A 17,066-nucleotide genomic window follows, 5' to 3' on the forward strand; every position below is an offset into this window, starting at 1 on the left:
AAGTGCATGGGGGAAAGCACGTAGGGGTGCGCCTTGCCCCCTGCCCGGCTTTCCTCTTTAGTGCCGGACGATGAGTGACACGCCCCTCCCCTCAACCCCTTTGGCCGCACTCCACGCCAGCCACAGCGGTTGCTGGCTGCGGGACCACGTGGGCACGCGCCCCGTGGGCAAGGGTGAGGCGATCATGGCGGCGGCCGATACGCCGCTGCTGATGCTCAATGCGCCGCTGGTGGCGAGCCGGCTGGGCTATCCGGACTTGTCCGGGCTCGATCTGCTGGAGCTTTACGCGTTCATCCACCCCGCGCGGTTCATGGTGCCGACGCCCAAGGGGCTGGCGCAGGCGCTGGGACTGGCGGAACCGGCCAGCGACGACGGCGTGCCCGCGCTGCTGCAAGCGGCGGCAGCGGCCTTGCTCGCAATGTGCGAGAACCCCGCCTGGCCCGAGCGCGAAGGGGCATGGAGCGCGCTGCAATCGCTGGTGCGGATGCGCTGGCCCTGGGCTGGGCTGCTCAGCCCGCGCATTGCCCAGCCGCAGCGTGCCGAGCGCTGGCTGTTTGCACGCCTGCCCGAATGGGAAGAAGCGCCCGAGCCGCCCCAGCCTGCGCAGATCGTGCTTGAGGACGAAGCCATCACCGCCCGGCTTGCGCAGTTGACCGGGGCAGACGCAGAGAGCCGCCCGGCGCAGCAGGCCTATGCGCGGGCGGCAGGCGCAATGTTCGGCCCGCGCGGCCAGCAGCGCCAGCCGCATATGGTGCTGGCGCAAGCAGGCACCGGCACCGGCAAGACCTTCGGCTACCTCGCGCCCGCCTCGCTGTGGGCAGAGCGTTCTGGCGGGACGGTCTGGGTTTCGACCTATACCAAGGCGCTGCAACGGCAGCTGCGGCGCGAGAGCCGCGCGGCGTTTCCTCCCGAGCGCAGCGGCCGTCCCGGCCCGCCAGTGGTGGTGCGCAAGGGGCGCGAGAATTACTTGTGCCTGCTCAATCTGGAAGACGCGCTGCAGGGCGGCTTTACCGGGCGGCCCGCGATCATGGCGCAGCTGGTGGCGCGCTGGGCGGCATATAGCCAGGACGGCGACATGATCGGCGGCGATCTGCCCGGCTGGCTCGGCACGCTGTTTCGCAAGCGGGGGATCACGGCGCTGACCGATCAGCGCGGCGAATGCGTCTATGCCGGGTGCCCGCATTTCCGCAAATGCTTCATCGAACGCGCGGCGCGGGCCTCGGCGGGCGCGGAGCTGGTGATTGCCAATCATGCGCTGGTGATGATCAACGCCGCCCGCGCGCGCGAACCGGCGCAGCGCCCCACGCGGATCGTGTTCGACGAAGGGCACCACGTGTTCGATGCCGCAGACAGCACCTTTGCTGCGGCGCTGACCGGCGCGGAAACGGTGGAGCTGCGGCGCTGGGTGATCGGCCCCGAAGGCACGTCGCGCGGGCGGCGGCGGGGCCTTGCGGCGCGGCTGGCCGATGTGTCGAGCTATGACGACGAGGGCGCGCGCGCGATTGCCGATGCGCGCGAGGCAGCCAGCACCTTGCCCGGCGATGGCTGGCTGGCACGGATCGTGGATGGTGCGCCCTTTGGCCCGATCGAAGACCTGCTGGCCGAGACGCGCGCGCTGGTCTTCGCGCGGGACGAAAGCGGCGGGCAGGAAGCGGGCTACGGGCTGGAGACCGAGGCGGCGCAACTGGGCGGCGCGTTCATCGAAGTGGCAGGCCGCGCGCAGGAAGCGCTGGAAGGGCTGCGCCAGCCGCTGATGCGCCTAGCGCTGCGGCTGGAGGCGCTGATCGAGGACGGGCCGGACTGGCTCGACGGCCCGGCGCGCGCGCGGATCGAAGGCGCGCGCGGGGCCATCGGCTGGCGCACGGACCTGCTGGCGGGCTGGATCAGCCTGCTCGCGCGGCTGGGCGGTCCTAGCGATCCGGAATTTGTCGACTGGCTGGCGCTGGAACGGTCCGAGGGCCGCGAATGGGATATTGGGCTGCACCGGCGCTATCTCGATCCGATGAAGCCGTTTGCCGAAACCGTGCTGGCGGGCGCGCACGGCGTCATGCTGACGTCCGCCACGCTGTCTGACGGGGCGGAGACGCAGAGCGGCGACTGGTCGGGCGCGGTGGAGCGCAGCGGCGCGCCGCAACTGGGCGTGCGACCCCATGTGTTCGCCGCGCCCAGCCCGTTCGATTATGCGCGCAATGCCGAAGTCCTCATCGTCACCGACGTGCCGCGCGGCGATATCCCGGCGCTGGCCAATGCCTATGGCCGCCTCATCGAAGCTTCGGGCGGCGGCGCGCTGGGGCTGTTTACCGCGATCCGGCGGCTGCGCGCGGTCTATGGCCGGATTGCCGACCGGCTGGCGCGCGGCGGGCTGCCGCTGTTTGCCCAGCATGTCGATCCGATCGATACCGGCACGCTGGTCGACATTTTCCGCGACGATCCGCGCGCCTCGCTGCTCGGCACTGATGCGCTACGTGACGGGGTGGACGTGCCGGGCCATTCGCTGCGGCTGGTGGTGATGGAGCAAGTGCCCTGGCCCAAGCCCTCGATCCTCCACCGCGCGCGGCGGCTGGCCCATGCGGAGAAGTTTGGCGGGGGCGGCCAAGCACACGACGACCGCATCATCCGCGCGCGGCTGGCGCAGGCGTTCGGTCGGCTGATCCGCACCGGAACCGACAAGGGGCATTTCGTGGTGCTGTCGTCCGCCTTCCCCTCACGGCTCCTCAGTGCTTTTCCCGCAGGCACGCCAGTGCGCCGCGTGACACTCGATGCGGCTTTACAAAGCGTGGCGGGCAGTGTTTCTGAAGGTGTGAACACGCCTCTGCCGCTCAGCAAGATCGACGAGAACCGCGCTTGAAGACGCTCGCTCTTTTGCGCCATGCGAAGTCCGACTGGTCCGACGCGCGGGCGCGGGATTTTGATCGGCCGCTCAATGCGCGTGGGGTGCGCGGGGCGCAGGCGATGGGCGAATACATCAAGAACACGTGCCTGCGCTTCGACCGAATCATCGCCTCGCCCGCCGTGCGCGTGGCCGAAACGATCGAGGAAGCCTGCAAGGCCTGGGGACACACGTTCCCGGTCGAGTGGGATCGGCGGATCTACTTGGCGAGTTCCGCCACACTGATCGACCTGCTGCGCGAGCTATCGGGCGAGCCGGAAAGCGTGCTGATGATCGGCCACAATCCGGGGCTGGAAGACCTGATCTTCGATCTCGTGCCCGACGACGGCAACAGCCCGCTGCGCGAGGAAGTGGAAGTGAAGTTCCCGACCGCGACTTTCGCGGTGATGGAACTCGCCATCGAACGCTGGGCGGACCTTGACGAGCGCTGCGGCAAGCTGATTTCGCTGATGCGGCCGCGCGATCTGGACCCGGATCTGGGGCCTACGCTCAACGATTGAGGCTTCGAGGTTTTGCGCCGGGGCGCAAGGACATTGGCCCGGTTTCAGGGCAATCGCAGTGCGCCAAGATCAGTCTCGACAAAAGCGCGCAACGCCGCATCCACCTCCTCGCGGTGTTCAATAAGACCGTGGCCGGTGCCCTGGACCGTCACAAGCGTGCCGCCGAAGAACGACCGATAACGCTCGGCACTGCTGGCCGGTATGAAATCGCACGTCCCCCGAATGATCAAGGTCGGGACGTGGGTCGCGCTCTCTGGCGGGAGTTTCACGCGCTTCAGATCACGAGAAATTGCACGTGCGGCATAAAGGTTGCCGCCACCCGGCAGAACCGGTGGGCGAATGGATGCGCCCTTGCACACAACCCCGTCCAGCAGTTCCTCGCTCACAATCTGGTCGAACAACTGGCCAGCCGCGACTTGGGATATCTGCTTTTCCGCTTCGGGCGCGGATCGGTCGATCCGGCCCATCGCATCGCGTATGGCTGGGCTGTATTCAACTTTGTCACGCGCGGTCACGCTATAGTCTCGCCTCGCATCGAGCCCGGGAAACATGCCGGGGGAGGTCAGGATCAATGCCGCGACGCGGCCGGGGAACTGCTGAGCATAGACTGCAGCAAGTGCAGCGCCATAGGAATTGCCCCAGAGAATGACGCGGTCCTGACCGAGCGAAACGCGCAAGGATTCCAGATCGGCAACCGCCCGGGCAAACGAATACTCCGCAACCGGCAAGCGATCAGAGCGGCCACCGCCCGCTTGATCGAAGTAGATGGTCGCAAAGCCGAGCTGCCGAAAAACCGCGCCTTCCTCCAGCCGTCGATCTTCGACGTAGAGGCCTGGCCCGCCATGAAGGAATATGATCGGGGTCTGATGCTTGCGATCAGAGGCCGCTGGAAGGGTCCACGTGGCAACACGCGAACCGGACGGCAGGTTCACCATCACGGGTTCGGGCGCTGCGACTGCCGCACATGGCATAGCCACGGCAGCCAGAGCAGCAAACACGCGCGGAAATTCTGATGAGAATTTCATGCACCATCCCGCTTTCCGTATCTGCGCCAATCCGTGCTCGCCAGGAGCTGTCGATCAGCCATCCTTGTGCAGCACGACGAGCCGCTCAATCGTCCAAGGCCGCCGCCAGCTTGCCCCGGATCGTTTCAAGGTGGCGGCGCAGGATACGCAAGGCCGAGATGATCTCGGCTTGCTCGGGCATAGCCGAGCTGGACGCAGGCGGTGCAGGAGCAGGCGCGGCTGCGGCAGGCGCTTCCTCACCCTTCCCCACAAGCGCCAGCTTCGCGCCGCGGATGGTGTAGCCTTCGCGGTGGAGCAGCTGGTCGATGCGGGCGAGGAGCGCGATGTCTTCGGCGCGGTAATAGCGGCGGCCGCCTGCGCGGGTGAGCGGCCTCAGCGTCGGAAACTGCTCTTCCCAATAGCGCAGGACATGCTGCTTGAGGCCGAGCGCCTTGGCTACCTCACCGATCGTGCGCAAGGCGTCTGGCGCCTTGCCGTCCTGAAAGACAGGAACGGCAATCGGCGCGGATCCCGGGGTATCAACTGCTGGCAGCGATCCGATCCTTCAACATCTGGCTCGCGCGGAAGGTCATGACCCGGCGCGAGGTGATCGGCACTTCCACGCCGGTCTTGGGGTTGCGGCCAATCCGCTCCGCCTTATCGCGTAGCAGAAAGGTACCGAACCCGGAAATCTTTACATTCTCACCCTCTGCCAGGGCTTCGCACATGTGATCGAGGATCGCCTCGACCAGCCCGAGCGAGTCTGCACGCGACAGACCGACGCGGCGATTGATGCTTTCTGCAAGATCTGCGCGCGTAAGAGTCCCCACTGAACGCATCCCCGATTCCCCCGATACCAAAGCGACAAGTCAGCTTGACACAATACAGTGTCTGCCAAGCTTTACAATCCGGTTTCTAAGGTATTTTATCGGCCAATGCATTGGTCTGCAACGAAAACTGCGAGGCATTGCAATCTTCGCTGGGGAAATCACAAGCGGACGAGGCTGGCCCCCCAGGTGAATCCGCCGCCCATCGCCTCGAACATGACAAGGTCGCCGGGCTTGATCCGCCCGTCCCGCACCGCAGTATCGAAGGCCAGCGGAACCGATGCCGCGCTGGTGTTGGCGTGGGTGTCGACCGTGATCACCACCTTTTCCGGTGGCAGGCCGAGCTTGCGCGCGGTGGCATCGAGAATGCGGGCATTGGCCTGATGCGGCACCACCCAATCGACATCGGTTGCAGCACAGTCCGCCGCCTCCAGCACCTCTTCAAGCACCGACGCCAGATTGACCACGGCGTGGCGGAAAACCTCGCGGCCCTTCATGCGCACTTTGCCCACGGTGCCGGTGCTCGATGGTCCGCCGTCCATGTAGAGCAGATCGTGCTGCGCGCCATCGGCGTGAAGGCGTGTTTCCAGAATGCCGGGCGCGCGGGGATCGCTGGCATCGACTTCGGCCGCTTCGAGCACGACAGCGCCCGCGCCATCGCCGAACAGCACGCAAGTCGTGCGGTCTTCCCAATCGAGCAGGCGGCTCATGGTTTCAGCGCCGATCACCAGCGCGCACTTGGCCGCGCCCGTGCGCAGCAGCGCATCCGCCGTGGCCAGGCCATAGAGGAAGCCGGAGCAGACCGCCGCGACATCAAACGCGATCCCGCCCGGACGGCAGCCCAGCGCGTGCTGCACCATGGTGGCCGTGGCGGGGAAGGTCTGATCCGGGCTGCAGGTGCCCAGCACGATCAGGTCGATATCACCCGGTGCCATGCCAGCAGCATCGAGCGCCTTGCGCGCGGCCTCGGTCGCCAGCGTGGCGGTGGTTTCGCCCTCACCCGCGATATAGCGGTTGCGGATGCCGGTACGCTCGACGATCCACTCGTCGGTCGTATCGATCATGGTCGCCAGATCGGCGTTGGAAACGGCGCGGGCGGGCAATGCAGAACCGCTGCCGCGAATGACCGAACGCAGCGTCATGCCGAAGCTCCAGGAGTTTGAGGTGCTGTGCGCCCGCGCGTGGCGGCGCCGCGCACTGCATCGTGACCGGCATCGGCAAGGTCTGCCGCGATCCGTTCGGTCAGCCGTTCGGACAGCAGCCGCGCGGTGACGGCCACCGCATGCGCCACGCCGAGAGCGGAAGCATTGCCATGGCTTTTCACGACAACGCCGTTGAGGCCGAGGAACACGGCACCGTTGTGATTGTTGGGATCGAGATGATGCTTGAGCAGTTCTGTCGCGGGCTTCGAGATCAGGAAGCCGAACTTGGAACGCAGCGAACTGGAGAAGCTACGGCGCAAGAGGTCTGCCACGAAGCGTGCCGCGCCTTCCATTGCCTTCAACGCAATGTTGCCGGTGAACCCATCGGTAACGACGACGTCGATATCGCCGCGCGAAAGCTTGTCCGCTTCGGTGAAGCCATCAAAACGGAAGGCGAGCGACTCGCCTGCCTGCTTGAGCATGGCGGCGGCATCGCGCAGTTCATCGGTGCCCTTGATATCTTCGGTGCCGATATTGAGCAGGCGCACGCGCGGTTCGGCAAGGCCATGCACGATGCGGGCATAGGCCGAGCCCATGATCGCAAACTGCACAAGGTTGCGCGCATCGCACTCGGTGTTCGCGCCGAGATCGAGCATGACGAGATCGTGATCGCCCAGCGTCGGCACGAGTGCGGCCAGCGCGGGTCGGTCGATCCCAGGGATCATGCGCAGCGCGACTTTGGACATCGCCATGAGCGCGCCGGTATTGCCCGCGCTGACGGCAGCGCCGGCCTCACCGCGCTTCACCGCATCGATGGCGAGGCCCATCGATGTCGTGCGCGCACGGCGAAGAGCCAGCGTGGGCCTTTCATCGCCCGCGACAACATCGGGTGCATGGAGGATTTCGGAGGCTGCACGCAGATTGGGATGCGGCGCAAGCGCCTGCTTGATGGCGGTTTCATCACCAACCAGCAGGAACTTGAACTGATCGTGCTGGCGACGCGCGAGTGCGGCGCCCTCGATCATGACGCGCACGCCCACATCGCCGCCCATCGCATCTACAGCGATACGCGGCAGTGCCATAACCCGGCTGTCTCCCCCTCAGCCGAAATCAGAGGCCGACGGCGATGATCTCGCGGCCGTTGTAGTGCCCGCAGGCACCGCACAGCATGTGCGGGCGCTTCAGCTCACCACAGTTGGAGCATTCGTGGAAGGCATCAACCTTCAGCGCATCGTGGCTACGACGCATGCCCCGGCGGGAGGGCGAGGTCTTTCTTTTGGGGACGGCCATTGCGGCACCTGTTCCTGATCTTGAAGTCGTCTACGGGCTAGCGCGATAGGCAATCCCGGCCCCATGCACAACCCCTGTCCAAGCGCGTTTTCATCGCGGCCCGGCTGAAGTTCGGCAGCAAGCTGGAATCGCCAATCGCGGGCGAAGGCGCGCCTATACGGAATTCTGGATGCTTTGCAAGCTCCGGGCGGCTACGAGAGGCGCAGGGTGCAACAACAAGACCCAAAGGGGAGATGACCTGCTCATGACTTTGCCCATCACACTCAGCGCCGTTGCCGCAGCCGCGCTGATCAATATCTGGCTTTCGATCCGCTGCGGTCAGGTCCGTACCGCCGAAAAGGTTTCGGTCGGCGATGGCGGCAACGACAAGCTGATCCGGCGCATGCGCGCCCATGCCAACTTCAATGAAAACACGCCGATCGTGCTGGTGATGATCGCCGCGCTCGAATTCGCGCATACCGGCAGCACCGCGCTGGCGGCCGTGGCAGGCCTGTTCATGCTGGGCCGTGTGGCACACGGGCTGGGCATGGAAGGCGGCAGCCTTGGCGTGGGCCGGATGATCGGCACGATCATCACGCTGCTTACCCAGCTTGGCCTTGCCATCTGGGCGATAATGAGCGCGATGAGCTGAAAAACTACTGCATCAGATTGTAATCGCTGACGAAGCTGTTGGTCTGACGTTCCCGGCCGAAGGTGCTGTTCGGCCCGTGGCCGGGAACGAACATAATATCATTGCCGAGCGGCCAAAGCTTTTCGGTGATCGAAGCGATCAATTCGGCATGGTTGCCCATCGGGAAATCGGTACGCCCGATCGAGCCCTGGAAGATCACATCGCCCACCACGGCAAAGCGTGAGGGCTGGTGGACGAACACGACATGGCCGGGCGTGTGGCCGGGGCAATGGATCACGTCGAGCTCAACCTCGCCCACGGTGACAGTGTCGCCATCGTTCAGCCAGCGTGTCGGCTCGAACACTTCGCCCTGAATACCCCAGCGCTTGCCATCTTCATCGAGCCGCGAAATCCAGAAGCGGTCCGCCTCGTGCGGGCCTTCGATGGGCACGCCGAGTTCCTTCGCCAGCACGCCGGTGATCCCGCAGTGATCGATATGGCCGTGGGTTACGAGCAGCTTTTCGATGGTGACGCCGGACTTTTCAATCGCCGCGCGGAGCCGTTCGATATCCCCGCCCGCATCGATGAACGCGCCGCGCATGGTCTTGGTGCACCAGATCAGCGTGCAGTTCTGCTGGAGCGGCGTGACGGGGATGATGGCGGCCTTGAGCGGCGCTTGCGGGGCGGTTTCGGTCATGGCGTTCTAGTTGGCGCTTGGACGCGAGCAAGGCAACCCCTCCGTCACGCGCTTCGCGCGCGCCACCTCCCCATTTGTGCTCTGCAAAAATGGGGAGGATCAGGAAGGCCCTCCCCATTTTCCCCTGAGCTTGTCGAAGGGGCAAATGGGGAGGTGGCCTGCCGAAGGCAGGTCGGAGGGGGAAAAATCCTAGATGCGCCCGCCTTTCCACACGACGCGGCCCAGCACCGCCACATCGGCGCGCGCGCGTTCCATGCGCGGGTAGGCCGGGTTGTCGCTGATCACGAGGAGCGTGCCCGCCGAGCCGGGTTCGAGCCGCTTCACCAGCAGCACATCATCGAGCCGGATCACGTGGAGCCCGCTGCGCAAGGGGCGCGGGGCGCGGTCCACCAGGATCTCGTCACCATCGCGCAAGGTCGGCTCCATCGAATCGCCCTCGACCTCGATCACGCTGAGCATGCCGGGTTCGAGGCCCTGCTGGCGCAGCCAGCGGCCGGAAAAGCGCAGGCGGTCAATCGGCGCAGGATCGAGCGCCACGGTGCCGGGGCCAGCGGAAGCGCCGAGCGGCAGGCGCGGAATATCGGCCCAATCGGCGGCTTTTGGTGGAGCGCCCGCCCCAACCACCTGCACCGTCTCCCGCGTGGGTGCGCCAAGCTCGCCTTCATCCACGCCGAAGAACTCAGCCAGCGTGCGGCGGTCGTTTTCCTCCAGCTTGCGCGGGGAGCCCTTGCGCACGAACTGCTGGAGATAGGCCGCGTTGCGCCCCAGCAGGCCTGAGAGCGCGGAGAGGCTGACCCCGCGCTCTGCCGCGAGCGCGACGAGGCGCTGGCGGGCCGGATCCATCGGCGATTCACCCTGTTGTTGCGTCTCGATTCGGGAATCCATTCCCTACCTCCATATTCGAAGGATTTTTCCTAGATCTGTAGGATTAATCCGTCAACATAAGAAAAATCCTATTTCGACTCGTTACGGAGACCGAGGCCATGCTGATACGCAAGATCGAGAGGTTCCTGTCCCTCCACGACATGCCGCGCACCAAGTTTGGCCGGCTGGCCACGCACGATCCGCGCTTTGTCGATGATTTGCGCAATGGCCGCGAACCCCGTCCCGCGACAGCAGCACGTGTAGAACATTTCATGAACACTTACCGGAGTAACCGCCATGTGGCTTGATCGCTTGTTCCCCGCCCAGCTCTTCCCCCAACCGGCCTTCGAGCGCAAGTCCGAGCCGGAAGCGCCTGCCACACAGCCCCATCCGCGCGTGCGGATCAGCCCCGGAGAGCGCCTGCTGCGCGCTGTCCTTGCGCTGGCCGGGCCGCAGGCGGACCTCATGGAGCACAGCGAAGCGCCGTGGGCGAGCGTGACCTTTGCCGGCACCCGCCACACCATCGTGCTGCGCTATGAAGGCTGGGAAGCCTGCGACGCGGCAGAGACGCTGATGGCGGCGCTGCCCGATCACGAGTTCACGATTGCGCGCACGCTGGTGGCCGACGCGGCCGTGGTGCGGCTGGATCAGGTGCTGCTGCCCGAACCGGCGATGACGCTGGAACTGGCGCTGCTGCTGCTGGATGATGCCTGAGACGCGCTTGGTCCCCAAGCCTCAGGGCCGCGCCGCCATCAGTTGCGGCGCGGTCTTCGCGCCCACCCACATCGCCATGTCCACCGCGTTGCTCACCTTGAACGGCACGCCCGCCTTGTTGAGGAACAACTCCTCCATTTCCTGCCGGTTGAACGGGCGCGAGCCGAGGCGGCCGAAGATCGCGATCTGGCCGCCGGTCTCGTCCACGCCGCGATCCCGGTCGAGGCCCTTGGAGAGCGCCAGCGCCGGGCTCGGCGTCTTCGCCCAGGCGATCAGTTCGGGCTTGGGTTCCGGCGAGAAGCCGTAGAAATTGGGCTGGCTTGAGGGCGAGGTCAGTTGCAGCACTTTCACGCCGCCCACCCCGTCCGCCACGTAAGCAAACAGCGAGGCGTTGGTGGAGGCGACGATCACATCCTCCGCGTCGGTCAACTGGCCGCCCGCCGTGAAGGCCTGATAGATCGACGGACGCGTGGGGGCCGTCACATCGACGATGACGAGCCCCTGCTTCTTCGCGGCGACATAAGCATACGTGCGGCTGAGATAGACGCGGCGGGCATCATCGAGCGCCACTGTCGCGCCCGGCACCGGCTGGGGCTTGGCGAGATTGGTGACGTCCATCAGTTCGAGGCCGTTGGCCGTCGTCACCCAGAGGTAGCGGAACTGCACTGCCGTCGCGCGCGGATCGCGCAAGGGGACGACCGAGGTCACCTTCGGATCGAGGCAGGTCTCGCCGCCCTTCCTGTCGGAGACCTCGCAAGGGGCAGCGGGCGACCATGGTTTTGTCAGGTGCACGGTCACGAGCGCCTTGTCGGTAAGAATATAGGCGTAATCGCCCGCGAGCGTGATGTGCCGCGCGCCCGAAAGCACGCCGTCCGGATTGAAGGTGACGGCGCGGCGGAAGAAGTTGTTGCGGAACTCGCCATCGGCCAGCGTATCGACGTTGACCGCGATCAGGCCTTCCACAGCATCGGTGATGAAGGCGTAGTGGTAGATCGGCGAGAATGGCTGCTCCTGGTTTGCCTCACGCATTTCGGGCGTGTTGCGGGTGGGTGCGATGGACTGGTTGGTGGGCAGCGCCATGCAGGTGGCGTTCGGCGTGTCGATATGCGTGTCGTGCCCCAGCGGCGAGAACGGCGCGGTCACGATGCGTTCGGAGAAGCCCTTGTCGCCAATCGCGGCGATATCATAGGCCCGGAAACCACCCTTCCCTTCAGCGACGAACATGTATTCACCGCGCATCTGCAGGCAGCGCACCGCATCCGAAGTGCCCTTGGTGATGTTCGTGAATTCCTCGCGGCCGGTCGTCTCGCCAGCCAGTTTCTTGTCGAAGATCGCCCCGCGGGTCCAGTTCTTGAGCTCGCGGCCATTCTTCTCGACATGCTGCTTGTAGAAATCAGGATAGGCGTAGCGGTGGAGGTAGCTGCCGATAACCGCTTGCGGCTCGTCCCATTCGGTGACGCGGACGGCTTCGAACCCGCCGTCCAGCCCGAACCACGCGTTCATGCCAACGAAGTTGACGTAGTTCGTGCCGAGCAGGAGCAGCTGCGCCATGATCGCGTTGTTGTCGTCATCCTTGCTCAGGTGGCAATCGGTGCACTGCTTGGTTTCCTGCGTGCGCACCGTGTGCGGGAAGTGCGGCGCGAAGGCCTGTGACGAATAGCCCGGCGAGGAAATCGGCGGCTGCTGCACGTAGATCCGCTCGCGGTTGATGTTCGTCGAGGACAGGATCAGCGCCGAAGTCGAGCGGATCGGCGCGGTGATCGCTTTTCCGCTTATCGGATTGCCCGAGGCATCGAACTGCACCGGATCGGAGCCCGACGACTTGTTGCGCTGGTGCTTGCCGAGCTGGAACATGTCATCGCGCGCGACTTGCGGGTTATAAGTCGCGTAGTTGCGGGTGTAGTCCTCGTCGTACTTGTGCGTCGCAGACTTCCAGTTGGCCTCGATCGGCAAGTGGCAGCCCGCACACGATGTGGTCCACGAGAGGTGGCAGGTGAAGCAGGCCATGTCGTCGTCGCCATGCGCGCGTTCGGCCTTGGGCACGCCGAGGCCGAAGCGGAACATCCCGTCCTCCGCACCCGATTTGCCCATGAGCTTGGCCCGCGCGGCCTTGGGGTTGAACACCGGCTTGCCGCTGGGTTCGGTCACGCCCTGATACTGCGGATCGACCGATTCCTTCACGAGGCTGACGCGCCAGGCGAGCTTGGGGTCGATGATCGAGCGCTGGATCAGCACGCGGCGGCCGTTCTCGGTGCTCCATTCAAAGCGGCGCTGGCCGTCCATGTTGCGCAGCAGGGCGAGGTTTTCACCCTTTTCCGGCGCGGCTAGGTTCGAGGTCATCAGCGTGGGATAGGCATCGGGCGTGCCGTGGCAGTCCTTGCAGCCGATGGAAACGGCATTGGCGACTTCGCCATAGATCAGGCCATTGCCGTGGCTGTCTGCCGCGAAGTGGCAATCGGCGCACTGCATACCCAGTTGCGCGTGGATATCCATCATGTGGACCGACTTGCCCGGATTGTCCGGCCCGGCTTCGACGAACTTGCCTTCGCTGCCCTTGCGCCACTTCTCCGGATCATCGGGCGAGACGATGTGCGCCTTGTCCGTGCCGTAAGTCGTCATGTCACCCTGATCGTCGAGCAGGTTGCCGCGCCGATCACGCTTGAGGATCGCGCGGAAGTTCCAGCCGTGGCCGTGGTAGTCGGCGAACTGGGTGTCCTTGTTGTCCTTGTTGAGATCGTAGACGTTGCGCAGGAATTCCACATCGCGCCACAGCCCGTGGGTGCTTGCGCCCTCGGGGTTGCGGTCGAGCACTTCGCGCGCTTCAGCCATGTTGGGGTGGAACTGCTTCTTGAACGCGCGGTTCCAGTCCGCGTCCGAAACGCCTTCGGGCCGGGGTGCGGTGTTTTCAGGTCCGGGCCACATGCGCGGCGCGTCTGACTCATAGTCCCACATCGTGTAGCCGAGGAACGAATTCAGGAAGATATTGGGCTGGTGCATGTGGCAATTCATGCACTGCGCGGTGGGGATCGCGCGGGTGAAGGCGTGGACCAGCGGGTGGCCGCGTTCGCGCTGCTCCATCGGGACGGGGCCATCGGACGCGGGGTGCCCATCATGGCCCAGCCCGGCAGCCGCGTGGGCTTCGGCCTGGCTCAGCTTGTGCTCGTCCATCGTGCCGTGCGGCGCGGCGCCCGTGGCGGGCGAATAGACGAGCTGTTCGGCAGATTCGATGGCGCGCGCGCAATCGCCTGCGCGGTCATGCGATTCCTCGGGGTCGGTTGCGTCGCCGCCCATATACTTGCCGCGCCCGCCGAGCACGGTGCCGCGCACCTTATCGTGGCTTTCGTGCTTGGCCGCATCATAGGTGCCATAGGTGCCGCTGCGGTGTTCGCCTTCGCGCAGGCTATTGATCGTGGGATCGGCGGTGATCGTCTGCCCGTCGCGTCCGCACTTCGCGTAGTTCATGCTGTGGCGCGGTTCGCGGTCGTTCGCGTAGATCACGTGGCACGAAGCGCAGCCCGAAGAGCGATAGTCGCCCGGCTGGTCGTTGGTGCCCATCTGGAACAGGAACGGATCGTTGAGGCGGGTCTTGTGGATGTTGAGCACCGGGATCGCGACGCGCAGGCCGGTGGCGGGGCCGCGGTTCGATTGCTTGAGGTCCGGGCGGCCCGGTTCTTCGAGGCGCTGGATCAGGCCGGTGGAATTGGGCAGGCCGATTTCGGGGAACTGCGGGTTGATCGTGCGCCCACCGTCCTCGAACACGCGGAAGATGTCGCCCGGCGGGATCGTGTGCCACTTGGGCAGGGGATATAGGATGGGCAGCGCGCCGCGCGCCTTTTCAGCCGGCGTCACGGTGCCCCACATCGGTTTGCCATCGGGGCCGATCTGCTTCGATGCAGACTTCAGCAGCGCCGGTTCGCCTTGCCGGGTAAAGCTCTCGCCGAACATGTAGTTTTTGAACGGCACGATGCCGTTGTTATAAGCCGCGCCGCCCCACAGCATCGCGCCGGTGCTCATGAGCGAGCGTTCCGAGGCCTCGATGATCGACATGTGGCAGGCCCCGCAGGAATCGCGCGCGACGCGGTAGTCCGAGGGGTTCACGAAGCGGATGAACTCAGGGCTTTCCTTGGCGAGGAGGGCATAGGACCGCTTGGGGTTCGCCGAGCTGGGCCAGTTCCACCCCGCCGGGAACTTCGGCAGGACATGCGCGTCCTTCATCGCCGCGACATAGTCCATCGAATGGCGGTTCCAGCTGCGGTCTGCCACGATCTTCGTGTTGCCGCCGTGGCAATCCGCGCAGGAAAGCACGACCGCCGGGCTCGCGTGCATCGTGCGGTGATCGCTCTTGGTGTGGCAGCTGACGCACCCGGCGTTCTGCTTGTCGACATAGGCCCATTGCTCGGCCGCCGTATCCCCGGGCTGGCCGCGCGGGGCGGGCGGCGCGCGCGTGTGCGTGATCTTCTGCGCCACTTCCTCACCCGAAGCCCAGAGCGCACTCGGCACGCCGAGCGCGGCCAGCAGCAGCGCCAGCCATACAGCCAACGACTTGGAGGTTGAGCGGGGGCCGGTGTGCATGGTCGGTCGATTGCCCATCAGTATGCCAGCGTCAGGTTGGCGAGCACGGAATAGAATTGCCGCCCGTGGCCGCGCTTGTCGAACAGATCACGAAAGCCCTGCCCGGCTTCCAGCATCGCGCCGGACAGGCGGAACACCACGTTCTGCGCCGCCTTGGGCCGCCAGATCGTGGCGACCGACAAGTCCCACCCGATTGCCTTGGGGATCGAGCCTTCGTTGCGCAGCACTTGCAGCACTTTGGTATTGGCGAACCACAAGTGGTTGGCATTGGTGGAGACGCGCAAGTTGGGCGTGAGATCGAAATCGCCGCCCAGCCCGGCCAGCGCCGTGCCCGGATTGATGAAGTTCGATTGGCCCTGCTCTTTCGAGGAGCGCAGCGAATTGAGGATGCCGTTGCGGCCATTCACGGAAATGACGCGCCCGCCGCCCGCGAACGGGATCGTCTGGCGGATCCAGTAAGACGTGTCCGCCCCGGCAAACTGCGGGTTTTCAAAGATCGCGTCAAAGCCGGTTTCGGTGCGGCTGTAGGGATCCTTGTCGCCGCTGGCATAGAGGCCGGAGGCGCGGATGCGCGCCCAGTCGCGATCATAGCTCAGTTCGGCGGCGGCGAAGAACGCGCGGATCTTGGCGGGTTCGCTCGTCAGGTAGTTGTTACGGTCTTTGCCAAACGCGCCATAGATCTGCCCCGTGAGATTGAGGCGGCCGATGTGCCCGTCCACCCCGTAGCCGAGATAGAGCACGTCATACTTGCGCGGGCGCAGATCGCCGAGCAGCGCGGGGCGCACGGGAAAGCCGTTGGCATCGGTGATGATCCGCGTGTCGCGGTTGATGTTCCAGGTTGCGGAAATCTGGCTGGTGAGGCCGACCACCGGGAAATCCTGCCGATAGAGGTTCGCGGTCAGGATCCAGTCACGCCGCAGCGGCGCGGCGATGTTGTTGAGCCCGGAATTGGTTTCCTTCTCGATCCGCCAGAACGCGGCGAGATTGAACTGCACGCGGTTGTTGTCGCGGTTGCCGAACAGGCGCACGCCCAGCTGGTTGTCGTTGAACAGGAAGCCGCGGAAATCCGACTGGAACGGCTGAATACCAACGCGCAGGGACACGAAATCGAACCGCTTCGTATCGAACCGGCCGATATGGTAATCCACGAAAGCTTCCTGCAGGCCGATGAAGCCATCGGTGCGCTTGGTGCCCTTCGAAGGTTCGACAAACAGCACGCGCCTCTCGGGCACACTCACGTGGTTGATATTGCCCGCAATCGCGATGCGGTATTCGACCACCGGCGGCTTGAACGCGGTTTCGCCCTTGAGCAGCGAGAACCCGGCGATGAACGTCTGCGAGAGGACGAGGCTGTGGCTGCGGCCGAAGGTATCATTGGAATCGGGATTGGTCGTCGTCTGGTTGCCGACCGGAATAGGGAAACTGCGCGGCTCGATCACCGTATCCGACACGCCATTGGCGATGAAGAACCAGTCGTCGCCGTTGAGGAAGCCCGGCCGCTTGCCATCGGCCAGCGGGCGATCCCCTTTCAGCGTGTTGTGGTGGAAGGGATCAAGCTGCGAATGGCACATGTAGGCCAGGCGCGGGAACAGCGTGTAGAGCGCGGTGTTGATCTTGCCGGTCGCGCTGTCCTTCTTCGGGCAGAGCGAGGAGGTGATGCGCCAGCGGTCCGGCACGCCGGTATCGAGCACGAGATCGGACGGGCTGCCCTCTCCGGCCCACTTGTCGTAGAAGGCTTCGGGCGGCGGCGCATTGACCGCGCCGGGATTGTCCTGCTCCACCCGGTCCGGCAGCACTTTCTGATAGCCGGGGCGGCGGCGGCCATCGATCAGGGCTTCATCGGCGGTGATCGGGTCCGCTGCGGGCGCTTGCTCTGCCGCAGCCGGGGTTGCCGGAGGGGCAGCCTCACCCGCTGCCGGGGTCAGGCTCAACATCGGAGCGACAAGGGAGGCCAGA

15 protein-coding genes are annotated in these 17,066 nt (G+C 65.2%); 5 read left to right on the forward strand and 10 right to left on the reverse strand.

Annotation, left to right across the window (positions count from 1 at the left end; all coding sequences use genetic code 11):
* Positions 1 to 70 precede the first annotated feature (70 nt).
* Positions 71 to 2,848 carry an ATP-dependent DNA helicase gene (locus CFE35_RS09100; RefSeq protein WP_292930204.1) on the forward strand — a complete coding sequence of 926 codons (2,778 nt, stop codon included), beginning with the start codon at positions 71 to 73 and terminating at the stop codon, positions 2,846 to 2,848.
* Positions 2,845 to 3,390, forward strand: a complete 546-nt coding sequence (locus CFE35_RS09105; protein WP_292930206.1) for a histidine phosphatase family protein — start codon at positions 2,845 to 2,847, stop codon at positions 3,388 to 3,390. The genes CFE35_RS09100 and CFE35_RS09105 overlap by 4 nt, the downstream gene beginning before the upstream one ends.
* A 44-nt stretch (positions 3,391 to 3,434) precedes the next feature.
* On the opposite strand, the gene CFE35_RS09110 is transcribed toward CFE35_RS09105, so the two are convergent.
* The 6 genes from CFE35_RS09110 to rpmF all read right to left on the reverse strand — a co-directional run bounded on the left by CFE35_RS09110 (position 3,435) and on the right by rpmF (position 7,653).
* Positions 3,435 to 4,325, reverse strand: a complete 891-nt coding sequence (locus tag CFE35_RS09110; RefSeq protein ID WP_292930208.1) for an alpha/beta hydrolase — start codon at positions 4,323 to 4,325, stop codon at positions 3,435 to 3,437.
* A 175-nt stretch (positions 4,326 to 4,500) separates the two neighbouring features.
* On the reverse strand, positions 4,501 to 4,872 hold the full coding sequence (locus CFE35_RS09115) for a MerR family transcriptional regulator (protein ID WP_292930210.1): 372 nt from the start codon (positions 4,870 to 4,872) through the stop codon (positions 4,501 to 4,503).
* Positions 4,873 to 4,933: 61 nt separating this feature from the next.
* On the reverse strand, positions 4,934 to 5,233 hold the full coding sequence (locus CFE35_RS09120; protein WP_292930212.1) for an integration host factor subunit alpha: 300 nt from the start codon (positions 5,231 to 5,233) through the stop codon (positions 4,934 to 4,936).
* Positions 5,234 to 5,382: 149 nt separating this feature from the next.
* On the reverse strand, positions 5,383 to 6,363 hold the full coding sequence (locus tag CFE35_RS09125) for a beta-ketoacyl-ACP synthase III (RefSeq protein WP_292930214.1): 981 nt from the start codon (positions 6,361 to 6,363) through the stop codon (positions 5,383 to 5,385).
* Positions 6,360 to 7,445, reverse strand: coding sequence for a phosphate acyltransferase PlsX (plsX, locus tag CFE35_RS09130; RefSeq protein ID WP_292930216.1), 1,086 nt, complete (start codon positions 7,443 to 7,445; stop codon positions 6,360 to 6,362). Before plsX ends, CFE35_RS09125 begins: the two co-directional genes overlap by 4 nt.
* A 28-nt stretch (positions 7,446 to 7,473) precedes the next feature.
* Positions 7,474 to 7,653, reverse strand: coding sequence for a 50S ribosomal protein L32 (rpmF, locus tag CFE35_RS09135; protein WP_292930218.1), 180 nt, complete (start codon positions 7,651 to 7,653; stop codon positions 7,474 to 7,476).
* A gap of 244 nt (positions 7,654 to 7,897) precedes the next feature.
* Between rpmF and CFE35_RS09140 the strand changes: the two genes are divergently transcribed.
* Positions 7,898 to 8,284, forward strand: coding sequence for an MAPEG family protein (locus CFE35_RS09140; protein ID WP_292930220.1), 387 nt, complete (start codon positions 7,898 to 7,900; stop codon positions 8,282 to 8,284).
* A 4-nt stretch (positions 8,285 to 8,288) separates the two neighbouring features.
* On the opposite strand, the gene CFE35_RS09145 is transcribed toward CFE35_RS09140, so the two are convergent.
* Both CFE35_RS09145 and CFE35_RS09150 read right to left on the reverse strand, forming a co-directional pair.
* Positions 8,289 to 8,960: an MBL fold metallo-hydrolase gene (locus tag CFE35_RS09145; protein ID WP_292930222.1), complete on the reverse strand. Its 672-nt coding sequence runs from the start codon at positions 8,958 to 8,960 to the stop codon at positions 8,289 to 8,291.
* A gap of 189 nt (positions 8,961 to 9,149) precedes the next feature.
* Positions 9,150 to 9,845, reverse strand: a complete 696-nt coding sequence (locus tag CFE35_RS09150) for a LexA family transcriptional regulator (RefSeq protein ID WP_292930224.1) — start codon at positions 9,843 to 9,845, stop codon at positions 9,150 to 9,152.
* A 98-nt stretch (positions 9,846 to 9,943) separates the two neighbouring features.
* Here CFE35_RS09150 and CFE35_RS09155 point away from each other — a divergent pair, with 98 nt between their 5' ends.
* Positions 9,944 to 10,132 carry a hypothetical protein gene (locus CFE35_RS09155; protein WP_292930226.1) on the forward strand — a complete coding sequence of 63 codons (189 nt, stop codon included), beginning with the start codon at positions 9,944 to 9,946 and terminating at the stop codon, positions 10,130 to 10,132.
* A complete protein-coding gene (locus tag CFE35_RS09160) occupies positions 10,122 to 10,538 on the forward strand; it encodes a hypothetical protein (protein WP_292930228.1) in 417 nt (138 codons plus the stop codon). The genes CFE35_RS09155 and CFE35_RS09160 overlap by 11 nt, the downstream gene beginning before the upstream one ends.
* A gap of 21 nt (positions 10,539 to 10,559) precedes the next feature.
* On the opposite strand, the gene CFE35_RS09165 is transcribed toward CFE35_RS09160, so the two are convergent.
* Both CFE35_RS09165 and CFE35_RS09170 read right to left on the reverse strand, forming a co-directional pair.
* Positions 10,560 to 15,110, reverse strand: a complete 4,551-nt coding sequence (locus tag CFE35_RS09165; protein ID WP_292930230.1) for a multiheme c-type cytochrome — start codon at positions 15,108 to 15,110, stop codon at positions 10,560 to 10,562.
* A 17-nt stretch (positions 15,111 to 15,127) separates the two neighbouring features.
* On the reverse strand, positions 15,128 to 17,044 hold the full coding sequence (locus CFE35_RS09170; protein ID WP_292930232.1) for a hypothetical protein: 1,917 nt from the start codon (positions 17,042 to 17,044) through the stop codon (positions 15,128 to 15,130).
* Between the last annotated feature and the right edge of the window lie 22 nt (positions 17,045 to 17,066).

Source organism: Novosphingobium sp. PASSN1 (assembly GCF_002278815.1).

Coding starts and splice junctions, on each gene's coding strand:
- CFE35_RS09100 (WP_292930204.1), top strand. CDS start 71: ATGAGTGACACGCCCCTCCCCTCAACCCCTTTGGCCGCACTCCACGCC.
- CFE35_RS09110 (WP_292930208.1), bottom strand. CDS start 4,325: ATGGTGAACCTGCCGTCCGGTTCGCGTGTTGCCACGTGGACCCTTCCA.
- CFE35_RS09120 (WP_292930212.1), bottom strand. CDS start 5,233: ATGCGTTCAGTGGGGACTCTTACGCGCGCAGATCTTGCAGAAAGCATC.
- CFE35_RS09125 (WP_292930214.1), bottom strand. CDS start 6,363: ATGACGCTGCGTTCGGTCATTCGCGGCAGCGGTTCTGCATTGCCCGCC.
- plsX (WP_292930216.1), bottom strand. CDS start 7,445: ATGGCACTGCCGCGTATCGCTGTAGATGCGATGGGCGGCGATGTGGGC.
- rpmF (WP_292930218.1), bottom strand. CDS start 7,653: ATGGCCGTCCCCAAAAGAAAGACCTCGCCCTCCCGCCGGGGCATGCGT.
- CFE35_RS09140 (WP_292930220.1), top strand. CDS start 7,898: ATGACTTTGCCCATCACACTCAGCGCCGTTGCCGCAGCCGCGCTGATC.
- CFE35_RS09145 (WP_292930222.1), bottom strand. CDS start 8,960: ATGACCGAAACCGCCCCGCAAGCGCCGCTCAAGGCCGCCATCATCCCC.
- CFE35_RS09150 (WP_292930224.1), bottom strand. CDS start 9,845: ATGGATTCCCGAATCGAGACGCAACAACAGGGTGAATCGCCGATGGAT.
- CFE35_RS09155 (WP_292930226.1), top strand. CDS start 9,944: ATGCTGATACGCAAGATCGAGAGGTTCCTGTCCCTCCACGACATGCCG.
- CFE35_RS09160 (WP_292930228.1), top strand. CDS start 10,122: ATGTGGCTTGATCGCTTGTTCCCCGCCCAGCTCTTCCCCCAACCGGCC.
- CFE35_RS09165 (WP_292930230.1), bottom strand. CDS start 15,110: ATGCACACCGGCCCCCGCTCAACCTCCAAGTCGTTGGCTGTATGGCTG.
- CFE35_RS09170 (WP_292930232.1), bottom strand. CDS start 17,044: ATGTTGAGCCTGACCCCGGCAGCGGGTGAGGCTGCCCCTCCGGCAACC.